This is a genomic window from Vagococcus fluvialis (assembly GCF_048815235.1).
In the GTDB taxonomy this organism is placed as follows: Bacteria; Bacillota; Bacilli; order Lactobacillales; family Vagococcaceae; genus Vagococcus.
In genome coordinates this window covers 1-18875 of sequence record NZ_JBMEAO010000028.1, presented here as the reverse complement: position 1 = coordinate 18875, position 18875 = coordinate 1, and the positions used below count along the sequence as shown (strand labels likewise).

General features: G+C 32.4%; 15 protein-coding genes, 1 tRNA gene and 2 rRNA genes. 15 read left to right on the top strand and 3 right to left on the bottom strand.

The genetic code is table 11. The annotated features are described in order from the left end of the window. The 3 genes from ACODH8_RS13895 to ACODH8_RS13885 all read left to right on the top strand — a co-directional run. Window positions 1-106 (top strand): 23S ribosomal RNA (locus ACODH8_RS13895); the annotation flags it as partial. A gap of 78 nt (window positions 107-184) precedes the next feature. Continuing rightward, window positions 185-300, top strand: a 5S ribosomal RNA gene (gene rrf, locus ACODH8_RS13890). 12 nt (window positions 301-312) lie between these two features. After that, a tRNA-Asn gene (locus tag ACODH8_RS13885) sits at window positions 313-386 on the top strand. A 98-nt stretch (window positions 387-484) separates the two neighbouring features. Here the strand turns inward: ACODH8_RS13885 and ACODH8_RS13880 are convergent. Then, window positions 485-859, bottom strand: a complete 375-nt coding sequence (locus ACODH8_RS13880; protein WP_332467159.1) for a VOC family protein — start codon at window positions 857-859, stop codon at window positions 485-487. Between the two features lie 148 nt (window positions 860-1007). Here ACODH8_RS13880 and ACODH8_RS13875 point away from each other — a divergent pair, with 148 nt between their 5' ends. Genes ACODH8_RS13875 through ACODH8_RS13865 form a run of 3 tightly spaced genes read left to right on the top strand, consistent with a single transcriptional unit; the run spans window position 1008 to window position 2750 of the window. Beyond that, on the top strand, window positions 1008-1349 hold the full coding sequence (locus ACODH8_RS13875) for a PadR family transcriptional regulator (protein WP_332467160.1): 342 nt from the start codon (window positions 1008-1010) through the stop codon (window positions 1347-1349). Further along, a complete protein-coding gene (locus tag ACODH8_RS13870) occupies window positions 1336-2262 on the top strand; it encodes a permease prefix domain 1-containing protein (protein WP_332467161.1) in 927 nt (308 codons plus the stop codon). Before ACODH8_RS13875 ends, ACODH8_RS13870 begins: the two co-directional genes overlap by 14 nt. Next, window positions 2259-2750: a GtrA family protein gene (locus ACODH8_RS13865; RefSeq protein ID WP_332467162.1), complete on the top strand. Its 492-nt coding sequence runs from the start codon at window positions 2259-2261 to the stop codon at window positions 2748-2750. The genes ACODH8_RS13870 and ACODH8_RS13865 overlap by 4 nt, the downstream gene beginning before the upstream one ends. A 17-nt stretch (window positions 2751-2767) precedes the next feature. Here ACODH8_RS13865 and ACODH8_RS13860 read toward each other — a convergent pair whose 3' ends face one another. Then, a complete protein-coding gene (locus ACODH8_RS13860; protein ID WP_332467163.1) occupies window positions 2768-3658 on the bottom strand; it encodes a hypothetical protein in 891 nt (296 codons plus the stop codon). Window positions 3659-3827: 169 nt separating this feature from the next. On the opposite strand from ACODH8_RS13860, the gene ACODH8_RS13855 reads away from it, so the two are divergent. The 7 genes from ACODH8_RS13855 to ACODH8_RS13825 all read left to right on the top strand — a co-directional run bounded on the left by ACODH8_RS13855 (window position 3828) and on the right by ACODH8_RS13825 (window position 12336). Then, the gene (locus ACODH8_RS13855) at window positions 3828-6641 is read left to right on the top strand and encodes a helicase C-terminal domain-containing protein (RefSeq protein ID WP_332467164.1); all 2814 of its coding nucleotides are present in this window, start codon (window positions 3828-3830) and stop codon (window positions 6639-6641) included. Further along, complete coding sequence (locus tag ACODH8_RS13850; RefSeq protein ID WP_332467165.1) at window positions 6634-7113, top strand: DUF5590 domain-containing protein; 480 nt, start codon at window positions 6634-6636, stop codon at window positions 7111-7113. Before ACODH8_RS13855 ends, ACODH8_RS13850 begins: the two co-directional genes overlap by 8 nt. Window positions 7114-7133: 20 nt before the next feature. Next, window positions 7134-8324 carry a pyridoxal phosphate-dependent aminotransferase gene (locus ACODH8_RS13845; RefSeq protein ID WP_332467166.1) on the top strand — a complete coding sequence of 397 codons (1191 nt, stop codon included), beginning with the start codon at window positions 7134-7136 and terminating at the stop codon, window positions 8322-8324. A 22-nt stretch (window positions 8325-8346) separates the two neighbouring features. Then, the gene (gene asnS, locus ACODH8_RS13840) at window positions 8347-9645 is read left to right on the top strand and encodes an asparagine--tRNA ligase (RefSeq protein ID WP_332467167.1); all 1299 of its coding nucleotides are present in this window, start codon (window positions 8347-8349) and stop codon (window positions 9643-9645) included. 119 nt (window positions 9646-9764) lie between these two features. Continuing rightward, the gene (gene copZ / locus ACODH8_RS13835) at window positions 9765-9974 is read left to right on the top strand and encodes a copper chaperone CopZ (protein WP_332467168.1); all 210 of its coding nucleotides are present in this window, start codon (window positions 9765-9767) and stop codon (window positions 9972-9974) included. A gap of 133 nt (window positions 9975-10107) precedes the next feature. Further along, window positions 10108-11289, top strand: a complete 1182-nt coding sequence (locus ACODH8_RS13830; RefSeq protein WP_332467169.1) for a MalY/PatB family protein — start codon at window positions 10108-10110, stop codon at window positions 11287-11289. 111 nt (window positions 11290-11400) lie between these two features. Further along, window positions 11401-12336 (top strand): LCP family protein, encoded by a 936-nt coding sequence (locus ACODH8_RS13825; RefSeq protein WP_420517785.1) that lies wholly within the window; start codon window positions 11401-11403, stop codon window positions 12334-12336. Between the two features lie 43 nt (window positions 12337-12379). On the opposite strand, the gene ACODH8_RS13820 is transcribed toward ACODH8_RS13825, so the two are convergent. Further along, on the bottom strand, window positions 12380-13714 hold the full coding sequence (locus tag ACODH8_RS13820; protein WP_332467171.1) for a C1 family peptidase: 1335 nt from the start codon (window positions 13712-13714) through the stop codon (window positions 12380-12382). Between the two features lie 174 nt (window positions 13715-13888). On the opposite strand from ACODH8_RS13820, the gene uvrB reads away from it, so the two are divergent. Both uvrB and uvrA read left to right on the top strand, forming a co-directional pair. Further along, window positions 13889-15883, top strand: coding sequence for an excinuclease ABC subunit UvrB (gene uvrB, locus ACODH8_RS13815; protein ID WP_332467172.1), 1995 nt, complete (start codon window positions 13889-13891; stop codon window positions 15881-15883). A 13-nt stretch (window positions 15884-15896) separates the two neighbouring features. Continuing rightward, complete coding sequence (uvrA, locus tag ACODH8_RS13810) at window positions 15897-18725, top strand: excinuclease ABC subunit UvrA (protein WP_332467173.1); 2829 nt, start codon at window positions 15897-15899, stop codon at window positions 18723-18725. Window positions 18726-18875 lie beyond the last annotated feature (150 nt).

Below are 18875 nucleotides of genomic sequence, written 5' to 3'. Positions count from 1 at the left end.
TTTAAGAAAGTAAGACCCCTGAAAGATGATCAGGTAGATAGGCTAGAAGTGGAAGTGCAGTGATGTACGGAGCGGACTAGTACTAATCGGTCGAGGACTTAACCAAAGAAAAACCGGTGAAAGAAAACAATGTAGTCTAACTAAAAACATCCAGTTTTGAGTGAATAATCACTCAATTAATAAGTGTGGCGATGATGGCAAGAAGGATACACCTGTTCCCATGCCGAACACAGAAGTTAAGCTTCTTAGCGCCGATGGTAGTGAAGGGTTTCCCTTTGTGAGAGTAGGACGTTGCCATGCTTATTAAAATAATCCGGCATAGCTCAGTTGGTAGTAGCGCATGACTGTTAATCATGATGTCGTAGGTTCGAGTCCTACTGCCGGAGTTTAAAGCAAATCAATTAATTGATTTGCTTTTTTTGTTGTCTAGAAAATAGTTATACAAAAAAACGAGGTCACATAAAAAGTGACCTCGTTTTTCTATTTATTTTTCACGAATAACTTCAATTTTATAACCATCTGGGTCAATAACAAAGTAATATGATGGAGGAACACCAGGTAAATGTTTTAATTCAGTTAGATTGAAGCCAGCTTCTTTATGTTGTGCATGAAGCCCTTCTAAATCATTAGTTGAAATAGCAATATGGCCATATCCATTTCCTAAATCATATCCTTCGGAATCATAATTATAAGTTAATTCTAATTCATAAGTATCTCCTGGTAGAGTTAAATAAACAAGAGTAAATTTATTTTCAGGAAAATCTCTTCTTCTTGTTTCCTTAAAGTTAAAAGCTTTGGTATAGAAGTCTACAGAAGCCTCTAAATCCTTTACTCTTACACAAGTATGTGCCATTTTCATATCATAAAACATCCTTTCAATCTTATAGCTAAATGATACCATTTAATCAATTAATCATCTAGTTTTTATGCTTGGAAATTACTTGATTAGTCGTAGTAATAATGATATTATATTACTACGATGGATAGAGTAAAATGGAAGTGATAATATGATAAGTAGTGACATTATTAGAGGGTACAATGACTCAATTATTTTATCAATTCTAATTGATGGAGATTCTTACGGATATGAGATTTCTAAAAAGATTAGAACAATAACTGATGAAAAATATGTCATTAAAGAAACAACGTTATATTCTGCGTTTAGTCGATTAACTAAAAAAGGGTATATAGTATCTTATCCTGGTGCAGAGACATTTGGTAAAAAAAGAACGTATTACAAAATAACGTCTTTAGGGTTGGAATTTTATTTAGAAAAAGAAAAAGAATGGTTAATTACAAAAGAAGTTGTAGATCAGTTTTTAGGAGGAAATAAAGATGAACGTAATTGAAAACTATGTAGAAACAATGTTTATGAATTTACCGGATACAGAGGAATTAAATGGAGTAAAAATAGATATCCTATCAAATATGCAAGAAAAGTATTTAGAATTAAGTGAGCAAGGTGTTTCACAAAATGAAGCAATTGGTTTAGTTATTTCAGAGTTTGGTAATATTGATGAATTATTAGGTGAACTAGAAGTTGAAAAAAGTAGTCCCATTCAAAAAAATAATATCCTGACTTTAGACCGTGATGGCATTGATGAGTATATGGCAATGAAAAAAACAACAAGTGTTGGAATTGGTTTTGGGGTCATATTAATGGGTGTTGCAGCTAGCTTAATAATACTTGGAGTTCATTTTAATACGGTTATTACAGGCGTGATTTTTGCATTGTTAGTTACAGTAATCTCAGTAGCATTGTTTGTAGTACATGGAATAAAACAAACTAAGTTTTCATATCTTGAAAAAGGATTTCTGTTGAGTACAAGAGATCAATCTTATATTGAGAATGAAAATAAAAATTATGAAAAATCTTTTGTCTTATCTTTAATAATAGGTATTTCACTTTTTATTATTTCTTCTATTCCAGTGTTAATTGGGTCCCAAGAAGCTTCTAATATCTTATTATTTGTACCTATGACAATTATCATAGCAGTAATTGGTTGTTTTTTTGTTATTTATGGTGGAAATGTGAAAAGTGGCTATACCTTCCTTTTAGAAAACGGTATAGATAAATCTATAACTGAAGATGAGTTAGCTAAACGATTATTTTGGAAAAAATTTAACGAAAATTTTTGGATGATTATTGTAGCTATTTACTTATTATTTAGTTTTTTATTTGATATTTGGGGCTTTTCATGGATTATATTTCCTGTAGCAGCTGTTCTTTCAGGCATATGGAGCGATGGAAAAGTCAAATGAAGAAAGTATATCAAAGTGAAATAGGAATGTATCTGATTTTTGGTGTATTAACAACAGTTGTTTATTTTATCTTACGATTTTTAGTTGTTAATTTAACTGGGAATTCCTTACTAGGTGTATTGGTCGCTCAGTTTGGTGCTATTGTTTTTGCATTTATGACCAACAAATTTTTTGTTTTTAAAGATAACAATAGAATAGGTATATTAAAGCAATTTATTGTATTTTTTATAGGAAGGTCTGTTGTTTTATTATTAGATTTAGGAATTACTTATGTAGGTGTTGAAAAATACGCTAGCTTTTTTATCAATGGATTTCATCTGAATCAACTACCTTATGATAGCTATATATTTAACAATGCTTTAACAAAATCTTTTATTGGAACACCTGATTTGTTAAATGAATTTTTATTTGCTTTATTTGTTCAAATCTTAGCTATTGTACTTAATTATGTTATTTCAAAGAAAAAAGTATTCAAAAAAAAGGCTTAAGCAATTGCTTAGGCCTTTTAATTATTGTAGAAAGCTAAAGAGATAGTTAAATCATAATTGATGAAGTCCTTAATAATTTTAATATCGCCTTCTTTATTTCGGTATACACGTTTATAAGTGCCACCTAATATTGTAGGGAAAACTTGGATATTGTCGTATTTTTGCAATAAGAGATTTGCATTGTAGCTATCTTCTAGTGCGATAAATCCAAGAAATACTTCTTCAGTCGCATCACTTTGAGCACCAAGGAAAATGGCAATTCTATTACTTGCTGACTTCGTATCATAAAGTACTTTAGCGTAGGTATTAGGAATCACATTATCATAGAGTTCAAAGATGTTACGTTCTTCATATTCTTCAAATTTAGTTATTAAATCTTCGTTTGTTACACCAGCATAATAAGTTAAGAAAAAATTATTTTCCTTAAGTTTCTGAATGGTTTCAAATAGAAGTTGTTGCTTTTCTCCATCATACAGAAGGTTAATCTTTGTATGAAGATACTCTTTGTTTCTTATAGACGACATACGATGTATTTCATGAGAGGAACCAGAATGTTCATTGGTTTTTTTTCTCTCGCGCATAGTTGTCTCTAAATAGGTACTGCTTCTTTTTTTGCGACGTCGTTTTTTTCTTCTTTGATTGTCAAGAACTTCGTAGTATTCTTCATCCTCGTCATAGCTAATTCTTTCGCTTTCAGCTGGTTTAATTTTTAAACGAGTGAATTCTTTGTCAGCGTAGTCATAAACTTTTTTAAACTCTGCTTGATAAAGTAGAATTGAGGCTAAAACAAGAGCAATACTTGAAATCAGGAAATATAAATACCAAACACCTGAATGATCAAAGGTAAGAATGAGTCCGATTACCCAAAAAATAAAGACAAAACCTCCTAATATTTTTAATTTTTTCATAATAGTCCACCTAATCAAACTTTTTATATACATCTATTTAACCATAGTTCTCAAGCTAAAACAATCTGGGACTCTAATTATGACTCATAAAATCTGAATAGAAATAGATGAAAAAAGGAGATGAAATCTGTATAATAGGAAGAAGTGACATTGAAAGGGAGAAGATTAAATGAAGGACCAAACAATCTATGCAGTTGTAGACATTGAAACAACTGGGACTAATACAGAGAAGGACAAGATGATTCAATTTGCATGCGTATTAGTTCAAGATAGAAAGATTATAAATCATTTTTCTACTGATATAAATCCCCTTCAAAACATTCCAAAACATATTGAAAATTTAACAGGAATTAATAATAAGCAAGTAGCACAAGCTCCTTATTTTGAAGATGTTGCTTTAATCATAAAAAACTTATTAACTGACTGTGTATTTGTAGCACATAATGTTTATTTTGATTTTGGTTTTTTGAATAGTGAATTAGAAAGAGCTGGATTAACTCCTTTGAATCTTCCTTGTATCGATACAGTAGAATTAGCTCAAATTATGTTACCACAATCATTTGGATTTAGAGTATCAGACTTGGCTGAGTATCTAGAGATAGCTCATGAGAATCCTCACGAAGCTTTAAGTGATGCGATGACTACAGCGGAAATTTTTATTAAACTAGTCAAAAAAATAGATGATATTCCTTATGTCACTCTAAAAAAGATGGCTGATTTATCGGTTTACTTAGGTGTTGAAAACTATTTGATTTTTGAAAAATCTTTAAATAAAAAAGAGACACATGAACTGAATGGTTTACTCGATCAAGTAAAAACAATTGAGATGATTAGTTTAAGGTATAAATCCTATGATTATAATAGTCGAGATAACTATAATAAAATGGATTATCCTGTAACCAAAGCAGATAAAAAAAGTTTTATAGAGCCAATTTATCATTACCGAAAAGAACAAGAAGTGATGATGGATGCTATTTTTGAATTTTCACAAGAGGAAAATAAGCAGAAGAATCTATTAGTTGAAGCATCAACAGGTACTGGAAAATCTATGGGATATTTATTTCCTTTAAATTTTCAAAACAAGAAACCGATTATTGTCTCGACAAGTACAATTTTATTACAAGAACAATTGTTAAATAAAAATTTAAAGGAACTAGAAGATGTTGTAAAAGAGAAAGTAAATGGGGTTATCCTAAAAAGTAGTCGTCATTTCATAGATTTAGACAAATTTTACAAAACGCTCATATTACAACCAAACACGCAAAAACAGTATGTCATTAATCAAATGGCGGTTTTAAATTGGTTAAGATGGACTGAAACAGGTGATTTAGATGAAATTAATCTAAATAAGAAACATATCTTCTTTGATCATATAGAGCACTTAGGAATACATACCCTAGATAAAGGGAGTTTATTTTACGAAGAAGATTTTTTAAGATACTTAGAGGATAAGAAAGAATATGCTGATTTTATTATTGTTAATCATGCTTTTTTATGTGAGGAAAGTTTTAGGAAAACACCTTTGATTCCAGAGTCTACTATTTTAGTAATAGACGAGGCTCATAAATTAACTCATACATTAGAAGAGAAACAGTTGAAAAAAATTAGTTTTAAAATATTGTTTCATCTATTAAGGAAATTAAAAGAAGTTGAAACCATTCAACCCATTCTTCAGTTGTTAGCAATCGATGATTTGAGTAAGCATGTAGATTTATTAGTAACATTAAGTCACGAGGCAAAAGAAGATTTACAATGGTTAGAGGCTTATATAATAAGGGAAAGTCAATTAACAGATAAAAAGAGAGAAGTACGGTTTGAAGTTATTGGTTCAACAGATAAGTGGCCAAATGCGATTAGAAAGAATTTAAAAGAGTTACTCCTTATTTTTAAGGAAATGCTGGAATTGATTGTTAGTATTGAGAATCAAGTGGCTCAAATAAAACCAACTATTAAAGTAGAAAATTATTTTGACTTCTTAGATTATATGCATCAATTGACTATTCTTAAGGAAAATTTGACTAGTTTCATAGCATACTTTAAAAGAGACTCATCCGAATTAACACAGTTAATTTCATTAGAAAATCAACAATTAGTCTTAAAAGAAATTGATTTCTCATCAGTCTCCATTCAAAAAACAACTTGGTACCCAGCGTTTGAAAAAATAATATTTACCAGTGGTACATTGCAATTAGATATTAGTTCTGATTATTTTGAAAAACAATTAGATTTACCTGAACCTAAAAAATTGATCTTAAAAGAAAACTTTTGTTACGAAGATCATGCTAAGTTAATGGTTATTACTGATTATCACAAAGAAAAAATGGCTGATTTTCAAGCATATGTAACTTATATTTCAGATACTATTTTTAAATCGTATGATGCGTTAAACAGCTCAATTCTTGTTTTATTTACCTCTCACGAAGTACTTAAACAAGTTTATTACCAGCTAGCAGTGAGATTTGAAGACAATGACGTTTCTTTATACGCCCAAGGGATAACAGGTACTAAAGAAAAGATTGTTAAACGATTTTCAAAAGAAGGCGGAGGTATTATTCTTGGAGCTAATAGTTTCTGGGAAGGTGTGGATTTGAATTTACCAGAGCTTGAATTAATCATCATGACTAAACTTCCTTTTGATCCACCCAAAAGACCGCTAATAGAAGGCAAATATCGTTATTTAGAAAGTATTGGAAAAGATCCTTTCTACGACGAAGCGTTACCTCAAGCTGGTAGTCGTTTAAGACAAGGCGTTGGCCGTTTGATTAGAAATGAGAGAGATTACGGAGCTGTGATAGTTCTTGATAGTCGTTTAACCACGTCTAGTTATAGCAAACAACTACTAAAATATTTACCTAAAGGGCTTCCTATAAAAGAAAGTTCTTTAACAAATGCTTTGATTGAACTAAAGCAGTTTTTTACTGAAAAAAAGATGAAAGATTGCTATAATAAGGAAAATACTCAAGGAGGTGCGGATAATGAATAAACGAAGTAACCGCCAAGTAAAAATATTAGGACTAATTTTAATCTTGGCAGTCGTATTAATTAGTCTAGTTCTCTTCCAATCTGCTTCTCCAATGAGAAAAGCTAAAAAAGAAGGAATAAAAATTGCTCAAAGTGTTGCAGATATTCAACAAGTAGATGAGTTTTATTGGTTCACAAGAGAAAAAACTTATTTTACAGTCGTTGGTGAAGATAAGAATCAAGTTGAGAAAGTTGTTTTTTTACCTCAAGATGGATCCGAAGCACTTGTGATGGAACAAAAAGAGGGACTAACTGATAAAGAAGCTATCCAAAAAGTTTTAGATTTAAAAGAAACGTCAAAAATAAAAAAAGTTTCTTTAGGTATCTATGATAATAAGCCAACATGGGAAATTGTGGCTAAAAGTAAAGATGGTGGAATTGTTTATTATTTAATTGATTTTAAAAATGGTGATGTGATAAAAAAAATTGACTAAGAAACTTTGGAGGTATGTTTATGGAATTATCAAAAAGAGTTTCACGTTTATTGCCCTCAGCGACATTACAAGCAGCTGCTAAAGCAAAAGCGTTAAAAGAATCAGGTGTTGATGTATTGAGTTTAACTTTAGGAGAGCCCGATTTCGCAACGCCTAAATCAATTCAAGAAGCAGCGATTGCTTCTATCCAAAATGGAGAAGCTAGTTTTTACACGCCTGTCGGGGGAATTAAACCACTAATTACAAGTATTATTAATCGGACAAAAGTAGATTATGGCATTAGTTATGAGCCAAGTGAAATTGTAGTAGGGACAGGAGCTAAATTTATTTTATATACTCTGTTCCAAACGATTTTAAATGAAGCAGACGAAGTCATTATTCCAGTTCCATATTGGGTAAGCTATGCGTCGCAAGTTGAATTAGCAGAAGGAAAACCAGTATTTGTTGAAGGACAAGAAGACAATGGCTTTAAAGTATCTGTAGAAGATTTAGAAAAAGCAAGAACGTCTAAAACAAAAGCATTCATTTTAAATTCACCATGTAATCCAACTGGGGCTATTTATTCACCTCAAGAACTGGAAAAGATAGGAAATTGGGCAGTTAAACATAATATTTTGATTGTTGCCGATGATATTTATGGTAAATTAGTTTATAATGGGAATGTCTTTACGCCAATAGCTACGTTGTCAGAGGATATAAAAAAGAACACTATTGTTATTAATGGTGTGTCAAAAAGTTATGCGATGACAGGTTGGCGAATTGGGTATGCAATGGGAGATAGTAAAATTATCTCTCAAATGACTAAAATTGCCTCTCAAGCAACAAGTAATCCAACAGCAGTTAGTCAATATGCTGCAATAGAAGCTTTGAGTGGTAGTCAAGAACAGGTCGAAACAATGAGAACTGTTTTTGAATCTCGTTTAAATCATTTATATGAACGAGTGAGTCAGTTACCAGGTTTTACTTTAGAAAAGCCACAAGGAGCATTTTACTTATATCCGAATATAAGAAAGTGTTTAACACTTTGTGGTTATGAGAACGTAACAACTTGGGTAAATGACCTATTAGAAGAAGCTCATGTAGCAGTGGTAACTGGAGAAGGATTTGGGACAAGTGACCATATTCGTTTAAGTTATGCGACTGATTTAGAAACATTAGATAAAGCTGTTGATCAAATTGCAGCGTTTATTGAGAAAAAGGCAAAAAAATAAATTGTATGGATGGAGAGTTGGAATGAAAACAATTCAGATTATTGATTCAAAGAATCATGTAGGAGAAACAGTAAAAATCGGTGCTTGGATTGCTAATAAGCGTTCAAGTGGAAAGATTGCTTTCTTGAATTTAAGAGATGGCTCAGCCTTCTTCCAAGGTGTTGTTGTCAAAAGTGAAGTTGGAGATGAACTTTTTGATCTTGCAAAAGGATTAAACCAAGAAACATCAGTTATCATTACTGGTGAAATTAGAGAAGATACACGTTCTAAATTTGGTTATGAAATTGGTATCTCAGGAATTGAAGTTGTTGGGGAGAGTCATGATTACCCAATCACACCAAAAGAGCATGGAACAGACTTTTTAATGGACCACCGTCATTTATGGTTACGTTCTTCAAAACAACATGCTATTATGCAAGTACGTAATGAATTAATTCGTTCAACATACGAATTCTTTAATGATCGTGACTTTATTAAAATTGATCCACCTATTTTAACTAGTAGTGCTCCTGAGGGAACTACAGAGTTATTTGAAACAGATTACTTTGGAGATCCAGCTTATCTATCTCAAACAGGTCAGTTATACTTAGAAGCTGCAGCAATGGCTTTTGGTAAAGTATTCTCATTTGGACCTACTTTTAGAGCTGAAAAATCTAAAACACGTCGTCACTTAACTGAGTTTTGGATGATGGAACCTGAGATGGCATTTGTGACTCAAGAAGAGAGTTTAGAAATTCAAGAGCAATATGTGGCTTTCATGATTGAAAAAGTATTAGAAAACTGTGATTATGCTTTAGACGTTTTAGGACGTGATAAAGAATTACTTAAAAAATATACAACATTACCTTACCCACGTATTTCTTACGATGAAGCAGTTGAATTATTACAACAAAATGGTTTTGAAGATATTACTTGGGGAGATGACTTTGGTTCTCCACACGAAACATTTATCGCGAACCATTTTGAAAAACCTGTATTTATCTTGAACTATCCTAAATCAATGAGTCCATTCTACATGAAACCACATCCAACTAGAGATGATGTTGTTATTCGTGCAGACATGATTGCTCCTGAAGGATACGGAGAAATCATTGGTGGTAGTGAACGTGCTATTGGCTTTGATTACTTATTAGAGCAAATTGAAAAAGATGGTTTAGATCGTAAAGACTACGAATGGTACTTAGATATCCAAAAATACGGAGCTGTTCCTCATTCAGGCTTTGGTTTAGGATTAGAAAGAGCTGTTACTTGGGTATGTGGAATCGAGCATATTCGTGAAGCAAGTCCATTCCCACGTTTATTACATCGTATTTACCCATAAAAAATAAAAAGTTTAGCTAGATGTTAGCTAAACTTTTTTATTTGACTAAATGTATAAAGGGAGTTACTATATATATGTAACTACATTTGTAAATTTTGGTAAAAGAAAGGTGATTTGAGATGAAACAAAAAATAAAAATTAACGGTATGAGCTGTGATCACTGTGTTGGACGTGTTGAAAAAGCTGTGTCCGAACTAGATGGTGTTGAGAAAATAAAAGTAAAATTAAAAGATGCTGAAGCTAAAATTAAATTTGATGAAACCAAAATCCCTTTAGATAAAGTATTAGAAGTTATTACAGAGTTAGGATATGAAGCTAGTAGTATTTAACATAAAATGAACTAAGCATAGAAGGTAAAGTTATCGATGGATGATTTTACCTTCTATTTTTCTTTTAAATAACTGTCTATCTATTCTAAGAATAGTTATAATAGATGTAATGATAATTTAAGGGGGATATGAAATGACTGTAAAGAGTTTTGTTGATACTTATTATGTAGAAAGAAAAGGAACCGCTTCAGTAAAATGGGATGGTCTATTAAATAAATTTGAAAAGGATGATTTATTGCCACTTTGGGTAGCGGATATGGATTTCAAGGTACCTGAAGTTATACAAGAAAAGTTAATGGAGCGCATTAATCATGGTGTCTTTGGGTATTCATTTGTGGAGGATAGTTACTATGAAGCTTTTCTGACATGGCAAAAAGAAAGACATGATATTTATTTAGAAAAAGAGTGGGTTCGTTTCACAACTGGAGTGGTTAATTCTTTTAATTATATTATTCAAAGTATGACAGAAGAAAAAGATAGTGTTTTAATCTTATCACCTGTTTATTATCCATTTTTTGATGCTGTAAGGAATAACAACAGACAATTAGTAGAATCAAAGCTAGTTAATGTAGGCGGCCATTACATTGTTGATTTAGAAGATTTTGAGGCCAAAATAATTGATAATCACGTTAAAATTTTTCTGCATTGTTCTCCTCAAAATCCTGTAGGAAGAGTTTGGACGCAGGAAGAATTAACGCAATTATTCGAAATATGTAATCGTCACGGTGTTCAAGTTATTTCTGATGAAATTCATCAAGACTTTATTCAACCAGGAAAAAAATTTATTAGTGCTCTATCATTAGATGAAAAATTTCATAGTAATCTATTTGTATTAACAGCTCCTTCAAAAACATTTAACTTGGCAAGTCTTCTTCATTCTCATGTGATTATCCCAAATGAAGAAAAGAGACAACTATTTGATAGTTATTTAGACAAAGGAATTGGTAGTACAACAAGTTTAATGGGGATGATCGCAACTGAAGCAGCTTACAGAGGTGGAGAAGAGTGGCTAAATGAGTTAATAGAAGTCATTGAATTTAACTTTGTCTTAATGAAAAGTAAGTTTGCTGAATTATTACCTGAAGCAGTTGTTACCAATAAAGAAGCAACCTATTTATCATGGATTGATTTATCTGCTTATATTGAGCCACAAGAGATGCAAGATATGATGGAGAATAAAGCTAAAATAGCTATCGATTATGGTGAATGGTTCGATCAAGACAGTGGTAGCTTTATCCGCATTAATCTAGCAACTAGTCCAGAAAACATTGAAAGAGCAATCAGTCAAATAGCCTCAACTATTAATAACAAATAGTACTTGTTATTTTAAAAAGTTAAGATTCTTTAAACCTGCCATATTTAATATGGTTTTTATAGAAATGCTATGCTAGACTTGTTTTAAATTGTTATTTATAGGAGATGAATTATGGAAAACCAAAGAAGAAGTAAAAAGAAAAAAAGTCCTTTAAAGAAAATAGTTCTTATTCTATCAGGTATATTATTAGTTATGTTATTAGGAATAGGTACGTTTTTGGGGAAAACTTATCTAGATGTTAAGAAAACAGCCAATAAAGTAAGTCATCCTGTTGAAGGAAGACCAGATACGACAACTGTTATGGATGGTAAACCATTCTCAGTGTTATTACTAGGTTTAGATACAGGAGAGTTTGGTAGAAATGATATCGGCCGTTCAGATACAATGTTAGTCGCAACAGTTAATCCAAATGAGAAAAAGACAACATTAATTAGTATTCCTCGTGATACACGTATGGAAATGGTTGGTTATGGAACTGTTGAAAAAGCAGCTCATGCGTATGCCTATGGTCAAGAAAAGATGGCCATGGATTCTGTTGAAAAATTCTTAGATATTGAGTTAGACCACTATGTTTGGATTAATATGGAAGGTTTCGAAGATTTAGTAAATGCTGTTGGTGGTGTTGAAGTCAATAATAAATTTGAGTTCAAGCAAGATGGTATTACCTTCCCAGCTGGTAAAAATAATCTAAATGGTGTTGAAGCACTAGCTTATACAAGAATGCGTTATGAAGACCCTAATGGAGATTATGGTCGTCAAGTAAGACAACAAGAAGTCATTGGTGCAATTGCCGATGAGGCCTTAAGTTTTAATGGGGTTACAAAGTATAAACAAATTTTAAAAGCAATTGAAGATAATATGAAAACAGATTTAGAACCAGACGAAATGTTTAAAATTGCCATGGATTATAGAACATCATTTATGACAATTGATAACGAAACTCTAAACGGCTATGGTGAAATGATTGATGATGTCTCTTATCAAATTATTCCAGATGAAGAATTAGCACGAGTTCAGTTATTATTAAAACAACAATTAGGTCAATAAAAAAAGAGTGTTCCATAAGTAAATTTACTTATGGAACACTTTTTTAGGCTAAAGCTCCCATTGGATCCCAAGGTGCTAAAGTTGTCACGTTATCAGCTTCAAGAATATCTTGTAATTCTTGTGATAAATATTTTTTGTTAACGACAATTTGGTAAGTATATTCATTCAACCAATCATCACTCATTACAAAATAACCTTTTTTACCGACTTTATCTCCCCAACTATTTTCAACTTTCCATTTAGTTGGTTTGTTATCAACCAGATCGACTCCAGTAATAACCATCGCATGGGTCATTAAGCTTTCGCCATAATCTAAGCGTTCAGCTTTTGTCATTGAGTAATCAATGTCTAGTGTTTCTTCAACACTGTAAATATCAGTTGCCATAATACCAGAATCACGAGTTGAAGATTGACCAACATCACAACCATACCAAACAGCCTCACCCATTTTTAATTGATTAATAGCAAGCTCTTTAAATGTATCAATATCAACGTTTAAATGGCGAACTTCTTTTCCACCAACAACGTTTCCTAACATTTCAACTGTATAAACACTGTTATAAGGTTTATCAGCTGTTGGTGCGTTAATGATGCTGACATATTCAGAAAGGTTACGACCAATGAATTCATCATAGAACAATTGTGGTGTTAAATTACGTTTTAATTGGTATTCTCCATCAGTATCCACATAAGAATAATCAAATGTTGAAGGAGGTGTCCCAAGAGAAGTTGCTAAAAGGTTGTAGATTTCTTGTAACATGTTTTCTTTTTCTTTTTGAATCTCTTCATCAGAAGCGCCTTGTTCAACAAGTGTTCTTAAAGTCACAGCATCTTTTCTTAATTTTTTGTTTAAGTAAGTATTCAAGTCACGGCTTTGAGAACTACTAAATGTTTCAGGCATCACAGTTTTTGGCACAATGCCGTATTTTTGAATGATAGCCACTAACATATCCCATTGCCCACCATCTTGTTGAGGTGTTTGAAGTAAAAAGGCAACTTTACGACTACTTAATTCTTCATTTGCAGTAGCAAGGATGTTTTCATAGAAGTAGTTTGCTTTTTCAAATTTATCCCAAAAGAAAGTAAAGTTTTGAGACAATTCAAAATCTTTAATATTAAAAGTATTTTCAATATGGTGACGGAATGTATTAAGAGCAGCAAACATCCAACAACGACCACTTTGTTTTTGGTTGGCAACTTTACCAGTGTCTAAATCGATAGAAAAAACTGGGTTATTATCAATAGTACTTTGTTGATTTTCTGAAGAAGCTAGAATTCCGTTTTTCATAACAGCTCTTTGGCTAATTAAGTGATTTGACTTGCTATAAAAATCATCATTGAATGATTTTATTTGTGAAAATGATATTTCTTTTGACATGTATAAATCTCCCTTTCTTAAAATCTGATGTGAAAAATAATTCTTGTTACCTATTGTACTCTTCTTCTATGAAAAATGAAAATAAATAAATTATTCGAAAAGTAAAATTTGGCGAAAATATGTTCGCTATGGTAAAATAGAACAGTCAGAAGATAAGCAAAGGAGTACAAAAAAATGATTGAAAGACAAATGAATAATACCTTTGATTTAGTCTCAAAATATGAGCCATCTGGTGACCAACCAGAGGCAATAAAACAAATTGTTAATAATATAAATAAAAATGAAAAAGCTCAAACTCTATTAGGAGTAACTGGTTCAGGGAAAACTTTTACCATGTCAAATGTGATTAAAGAAGTTAATAAACCTACTTTAATAATTGCTCATAACAAAACGTTAGCAGGGCAATTATATGGTGAGTTTAAAGAGTTTTTCCCTAATAATGCAGTTGAATATTTTGTTAGTTATTATGACTACTACCAACCAGAAGCTTATGTTCCTTCAAGTGATACTTATATTGAAAAGGACTCTAGTGTGAACGATGAAATTGATAAATTACGTCACTCAGCGACTAGTTCATTATTAGAAAGAAATGATGTTATTGTCGTGGCATCTGTTTCCTGTATCTATGGTTTAGGAGATCCTAAAGAGTATCAGGAACAAGTTTTATCTCTAAGAGTTGGAATGGAAATGGAAAGAGATCAATTACTACGTTCATTAGTAGATATTCAGTTTGACCGAAATGATATTGATTTCCAACGGGGGAGATTTAGAGTTCGTGGAGATGTTGTGGAAATCTTTTTAGCGTCTCACGATGAATCAGCTTTAAGAGTTGAGTTTTTTGGAGATGAGATAGATCGTATTCGAGAATTTAACGCTTTAACAGGTGAGATTACATCAGATACGGAGCACGTAGCAATTTTTCCGGCAACTCACTTTGTGACAAACGAAGAACAAATGGAAGAAGCCATCGCACGTATAGAGTCAGAATTAGAAGAGCGTCTAAAAGTACTACGTAAAGAGGAAAAATTATTAGAAGCGCAGCGATTGGAACAAAGAACTAATTATGACATTGAAATGATGCGTGAAATGGGTTATTGCTCTGGTATAGAGAACTATTCTAGACAAATGGAAGGACGTAAGGAAGGTGAACCTCCTTATACGTTGATTGATTTCTTCCCGGATGATTTTTTAATCATGGTAGATGAGTCACATGTGACGATGCCTCAAGTGAGAGGAATGTACAATGGGGATAGAGCTAGAAAACAGATGTTGGTGGACTATGGGTTTAGATTACCAAGTGCTTTAGATAATCGTCCGCTTCAATTAACAGAGTTTGAAGATCATGTTAATCAAATTTTATATGTATCAGCAACACCTGGCCCTTATGAAGGAGAACAGACTGATTTAGTAGCTGAACAAATTATTAGACCAACGGGACTTCTTGATCCGATTATTGAAGTCAGACCTATTATGGGACAAATTGATGATTTGGTTGGAGAAATTAATGAGCGAGTTGAGAAAAATGAACGTGTCTTTATAACCACATTAACGAAAAAAATGTCTGAAGATTTAACAGATTACTTTAAAGAATTAGGTATCAAGGTTAAATATCTTCATAGTGATATAAAGACATTAGAAAGAACTGAAATTATTAGAGACCTTCGTTTAGGAGAGTTTGATGTCTTAATTGGTATTAACTTACTAAGAGAAGGAATCGATGTGCCAGAAGTGTCATTAGTAGCGATTTTAGACGCTGATAAAGAAGGCTTCTTAAGAAGCGAACGTTCTTTAGTTCAGACTATTGGGCGAGCAGCTCGTAATGAAAACGGAAAAGTAATTATGTATGCTGATAAAATGACAGATTCTATGACTAAAGCGATTGATGAAACGAAACGTAGAAGAAGTATTCAGGAAGCTTACAATGAAGAACATGGCATTGTTCCTAAAACGATTATTAAAGAAATTAGAGATTTAATTAGTATTTCAAAAGCTAGTGATGAAGAAGAAGAGACAAGTCTAGCTGAGCAATATGACAACTTAAATAAAGAAGAACGTAAAGAATTATTATTTGAATTAGAAAATCAAATGAAACAAGCCGCTAAAGATTTAGACTTTGAAAAAGCCGCAACTTTAAGAGATACGCTCCTTGAGTTAAAATCTGGCAAGTAAGAGGAGGACAAAAATGGAAAATGATAAAATCGTTATAAAAGGTGCAAGAGCACATAATTTAAAAAATATTGATGTGACCATTCCAAGAGATCAATTAGTTGTTATTACTGGGCTTTCAGGATCAGGAAAAAGTTCATTAGCCTTTGATACTTTGTACGCTGAGGGACAACGTCGATATGTTGAAAGCTTATCAGCATATGCTAGACAATTTTTAGGACAAATGGACAAACCAGATGTTGATAGTATTGATGGATTAAGTCCCGCAATCTCAATTGACCAAAAAACAACAAGTAAGAATCCTCGTTCAACAGTAGGGACTGTGACAGAAATAAATGATTATCTACGACTTTTATATGCTAGAGTGGGACATCCGATTTGTCCGAACGATGGCACTGAAATCAGTAGTCAATCACCCGAACAAATGACAGATAAAGTACTAGAATTAGAAGAACGTACTAAAATTCAAATCTTAGCTCCGATTGTTAGAGGGAAAAAAGGACAACATAAAAAAATATTTGAAAAGATAAAAAAAGAGGGATTTGTACGTGTTCGTGTAGATGGAGAAATTTACGACATTGAAGAAGTTCCTGAACTTGAAAAAAACAAAAAACACAACATTGAAATTGTAGTGGACCGAATTGTTATAAAAGAAGGCGTTCGTTCAAGACTTTTTGATTCATTTGAAATGGCACTTAGATTATCAGAAGGATATGCATTAGTAGATGTTTCTGGTCAGGAAGAGATGTTGTTTAGTGAACATTACGCTTGTCCTTACTGTGGGTTTACAGTAGGTGAGATTGAACCTAGACTGTTTTCATTTAACACGCCATTTGGTGCTTGTCCAGATTGTGATGGTTTAAGTATTAAATTAGCAGTTGATGAAGATTTAGTCGTACCAGATAAAACAAAAACTTTAAGAGAAGGTGCGATTGCCCCGTGGAATCCAATCAGTTCTAATTATTATCCTCAAATGTTGGAACAAGCTTGTGAGCAGTTTGGGATTGATTTTGACACACCTTATGAAAAATTAGAAGAAGAACAAACTGATATCTTGATGAATGGATCAAAAGAGGAAGTTTTCCATTTTCACTATGAAAATGAATTTGGTGGCGTAAGAGATGTTGATATTGCTTTTGAAGGAATACTATCAAACATTAAACGTCGTTATCATGAAACAAATAGTGATTATACAAGAGAGCAAATGAAATTATATATGACTGAACTTACTTGTAGTACGTGTAAGGGATACCGTTTAAATGATGAAGCTTTATCAGTAAAAATTGATGGCAAGCATATTGGTGAAATTAGTGAATTATCCGTTGGCGATTCACTAGGTTACTTTGGACAAGTAACATTTGGTGAACAAGATCAAATGATAGCTCATCCAATTTTAAAAGAAATCACTGATCGTTTGAGTTTTTTGCAAAACGTGGGACTTAATTATTTAACTCTTAGTCGAGCAGCAGGAACTCTTTCTGGTGGTGAAGCACAACGAATAAGATTAGCGACACAAATCGGATCTAATCTATCTGGTGTACTATATATTTTAGATGAACCATCCATTGGTTTACATCAAAGAGACAATAATCGCTTGATTGATTCTCTTAAAAAAATGCGTGATTTAGGTAACACCTTAATCGTTGTTGAGCATGATGAAGATACGATGCGAGCGGCTGATTATTTAATTGATATTGGGCCAGGAGCAGGAGAGTTAGGTGGTCAAATCATTGCGGCTGGAACACCAAGTGAAGTAGAAAAAAATAAAGCTTCTTTAACAGGACAATATTTATCAGGAGAAAAACAAATTCCAATTCCAACATCAAGACGAGAAGGTAATGGTAAGGAAATTGTTATTAAAGGGGCAGCTGAAAATAACTTAAAGAACTTAAATGTGTCATTTCCTCTAGGTAAATTTGTAGCTGTAACTGGTGTTTCTGGTTCAGGGAAAAGTACACTAGTCAATGAAATTCTCAAAAAAGCCTTAGCTCAAAAAATCAATCGAAATTCAGAAAAACCAGGTAAATATAAATCAATTACTGGTTATGAAGATATTGAAAAAATTATTGATATTGACCAAAGTCCAATTGGTAGAACACCACGAAGTAATCCAGCAACCTATACAAGTGTTTTTGATGATATTCGTGATTTATTCGCTAAAACCAATGAAGCTAAAATCAGAGGATACAAAAAAGGACGATTTAGTTTTAATGTTAAGGGTGGACGATGTGAAGCTTGTCGTGGAGATGGTATCATCAAAATTGAAATGCACTTTTTACCTGATGTTTATGTACCGTGTGAAGTATGTCACGGCCATCGCTATAATTCAGAAACATTAGAAGTGAAATACAAAGGCAAAAATATTGCTGAAATTTTAGAACTAACGGTTGAAGAAGCGGTTGATTTCTTTAAAGCAATTCCTAAAATTCACCGTAAAATGCAAACAATTGTTGACGTTGGTTTAGGTTACGTGAAACTAGGTCAATCAGCTACAACCTTGTCGGGTGGAGAAGCGCAGCGTATGAAGTTAGCAAGTGAACTACATAAACGCTCATCTGGTAAAAACTTCTATATTTTAGATGAACCTACAACAGGCCTTCATGCTGATGACATTAGCCGATTAATTGGAGTTTTAACAAGATTGGTTGATGCAGGAAATACTGTTTTAGTGATTGAACATAATTTAGATGTGATTAAAACAGCCGATTATATTATTGATTTAGGTCCAGAAGGTGGAGACGGTGGAGGAACTATTGTTACCACAGGAACACCTGAAGAAGTTATCAATGTGGCTGAAAGTTACACAGGTTACTATCTAAAAGAAGTTATGGAAAGATTTCAATAATAATAAATAAAAAGACTGATATTTGTAGTGAACCCTAAAAGTTAGACTTTTTTGGAGTAGAGAAATCTACTCCTTTTTTATTGTCTTAAACTGCCATCTTAAGACGGAAATCAACAGGACACAGTCCACCTAATTTCATTTTTATCCGCT

What these genes read in the sequence shown, in the direction of transcription:
- ACODH8_RS13880 (WP_332467159.1), bottom strand. Translation starts at nt 859, where the DNA reads ATGAAAATGGCACATACTTGTGTAAGAGTAAAGGATTTAGAGGCTTCT.
- ACODH8_RS13875 (WP_332467160.1), top strand. Translation starts at nt 1,008, where the DNA reads ATGATAAGTAGTGACATTATTAGAGGGTACAATGACTCAATTATTTTA.
- ACODH8_RS13870 (WP_332467161.1), top strand. Translation starts at nt 1,336, where the DNA reads ATGAACGTAATTGAAAACTATGTAGAAACAATGTTTATGAATTTACCG.
- ACODH8_RS13865 (WP_332467162.1), top strand. Translation starts at nt 2,259, where the DNA reads ATGAAGAAAGTATATCAAAGTGAAATAGGAATGTATCTGATTTTTGGT.
- ACODH8_RS13860 (WP_332467163.1), bottom strand. Translation starts at nt 3,658, where the DNA reads ATGAAAAAATTAAAAATATTAGGAGGTTTTGTCTTTATTTTTTGGGTA.
- ACODH8_RS13855 (WP_332467164.1), top strand. Translation starts at nt 3,828, where the DNA reads ATGAAGGACCAAACAATCTATGCAGTTGTAGACATTGAAACAACTGGG.
- ACODH8_RS13850 (WP_332467165.1), top strand. Translation starts at nt 6,634, where the DNA reads ATGAATAAACGAAGTAACCGCCAAGTAAAAATATTAGGACTAATTTTA.
- ACODH8_RS13845 (WP_332467166.1), top strand. Translation starts at nt 7,134, where the DNA reads ATGGAATTATCAAAAAGAGTTTCACGTTTATTGCCCTCAGCGACATTA.
- asnS (WP_332467167.1), top strand. Translation starts at nt 8,347, where the DNA reads ATGAAAACAATTCAGATTATTGATTCAAAGAATCATGTAGGAGAAACA.
- copZ (WP_332467168.1), top strand. Translation starts at nt 9,765, where the DNA reads ATGAAACAAAAAATAAAAATTAACGGTATGAGCTGTGATCACTGTGTT.
- ACODH8_RS13830 (WP_332467169.1), top strand. Translation starts at nt 10,108, where the DNA reads ATGACTGTAAAGAGTTTTGTTGATACTTATTATGTAGAAAGAAAAGGA.
- ACODH8_RS13825 (WP_420517785.1), top strand. Translation starts at nt 11,401, where the DNA reads ATGGAAAACCAAAGAAGAAGTAAAAAGAAAAAAAGTCCTTTAAAGAAA.
- ACODH8_RS13820 (WP_332467171.1), bottom strand. Translation starts at nt 13,714, where the DNA reads ATGTCAAAAGAAATATCATTTTCACAAATAAAATCATTCAATGATGAT.
- uvrB (WP_332467172.1), top strand. Translation starts at nt 13,889, where the DNA reads ATGATTGAAAGACAAATGAATAATACCTTTGATTTAGTCTCAAAATAT.
- uvrA (WP_332467173.1), top strand. Translation starts at nt 15,897, where the DNA reads ATGGAAAATGATAAAATCGTTATAAAAGGTGCAAGAGCACATAATTTA.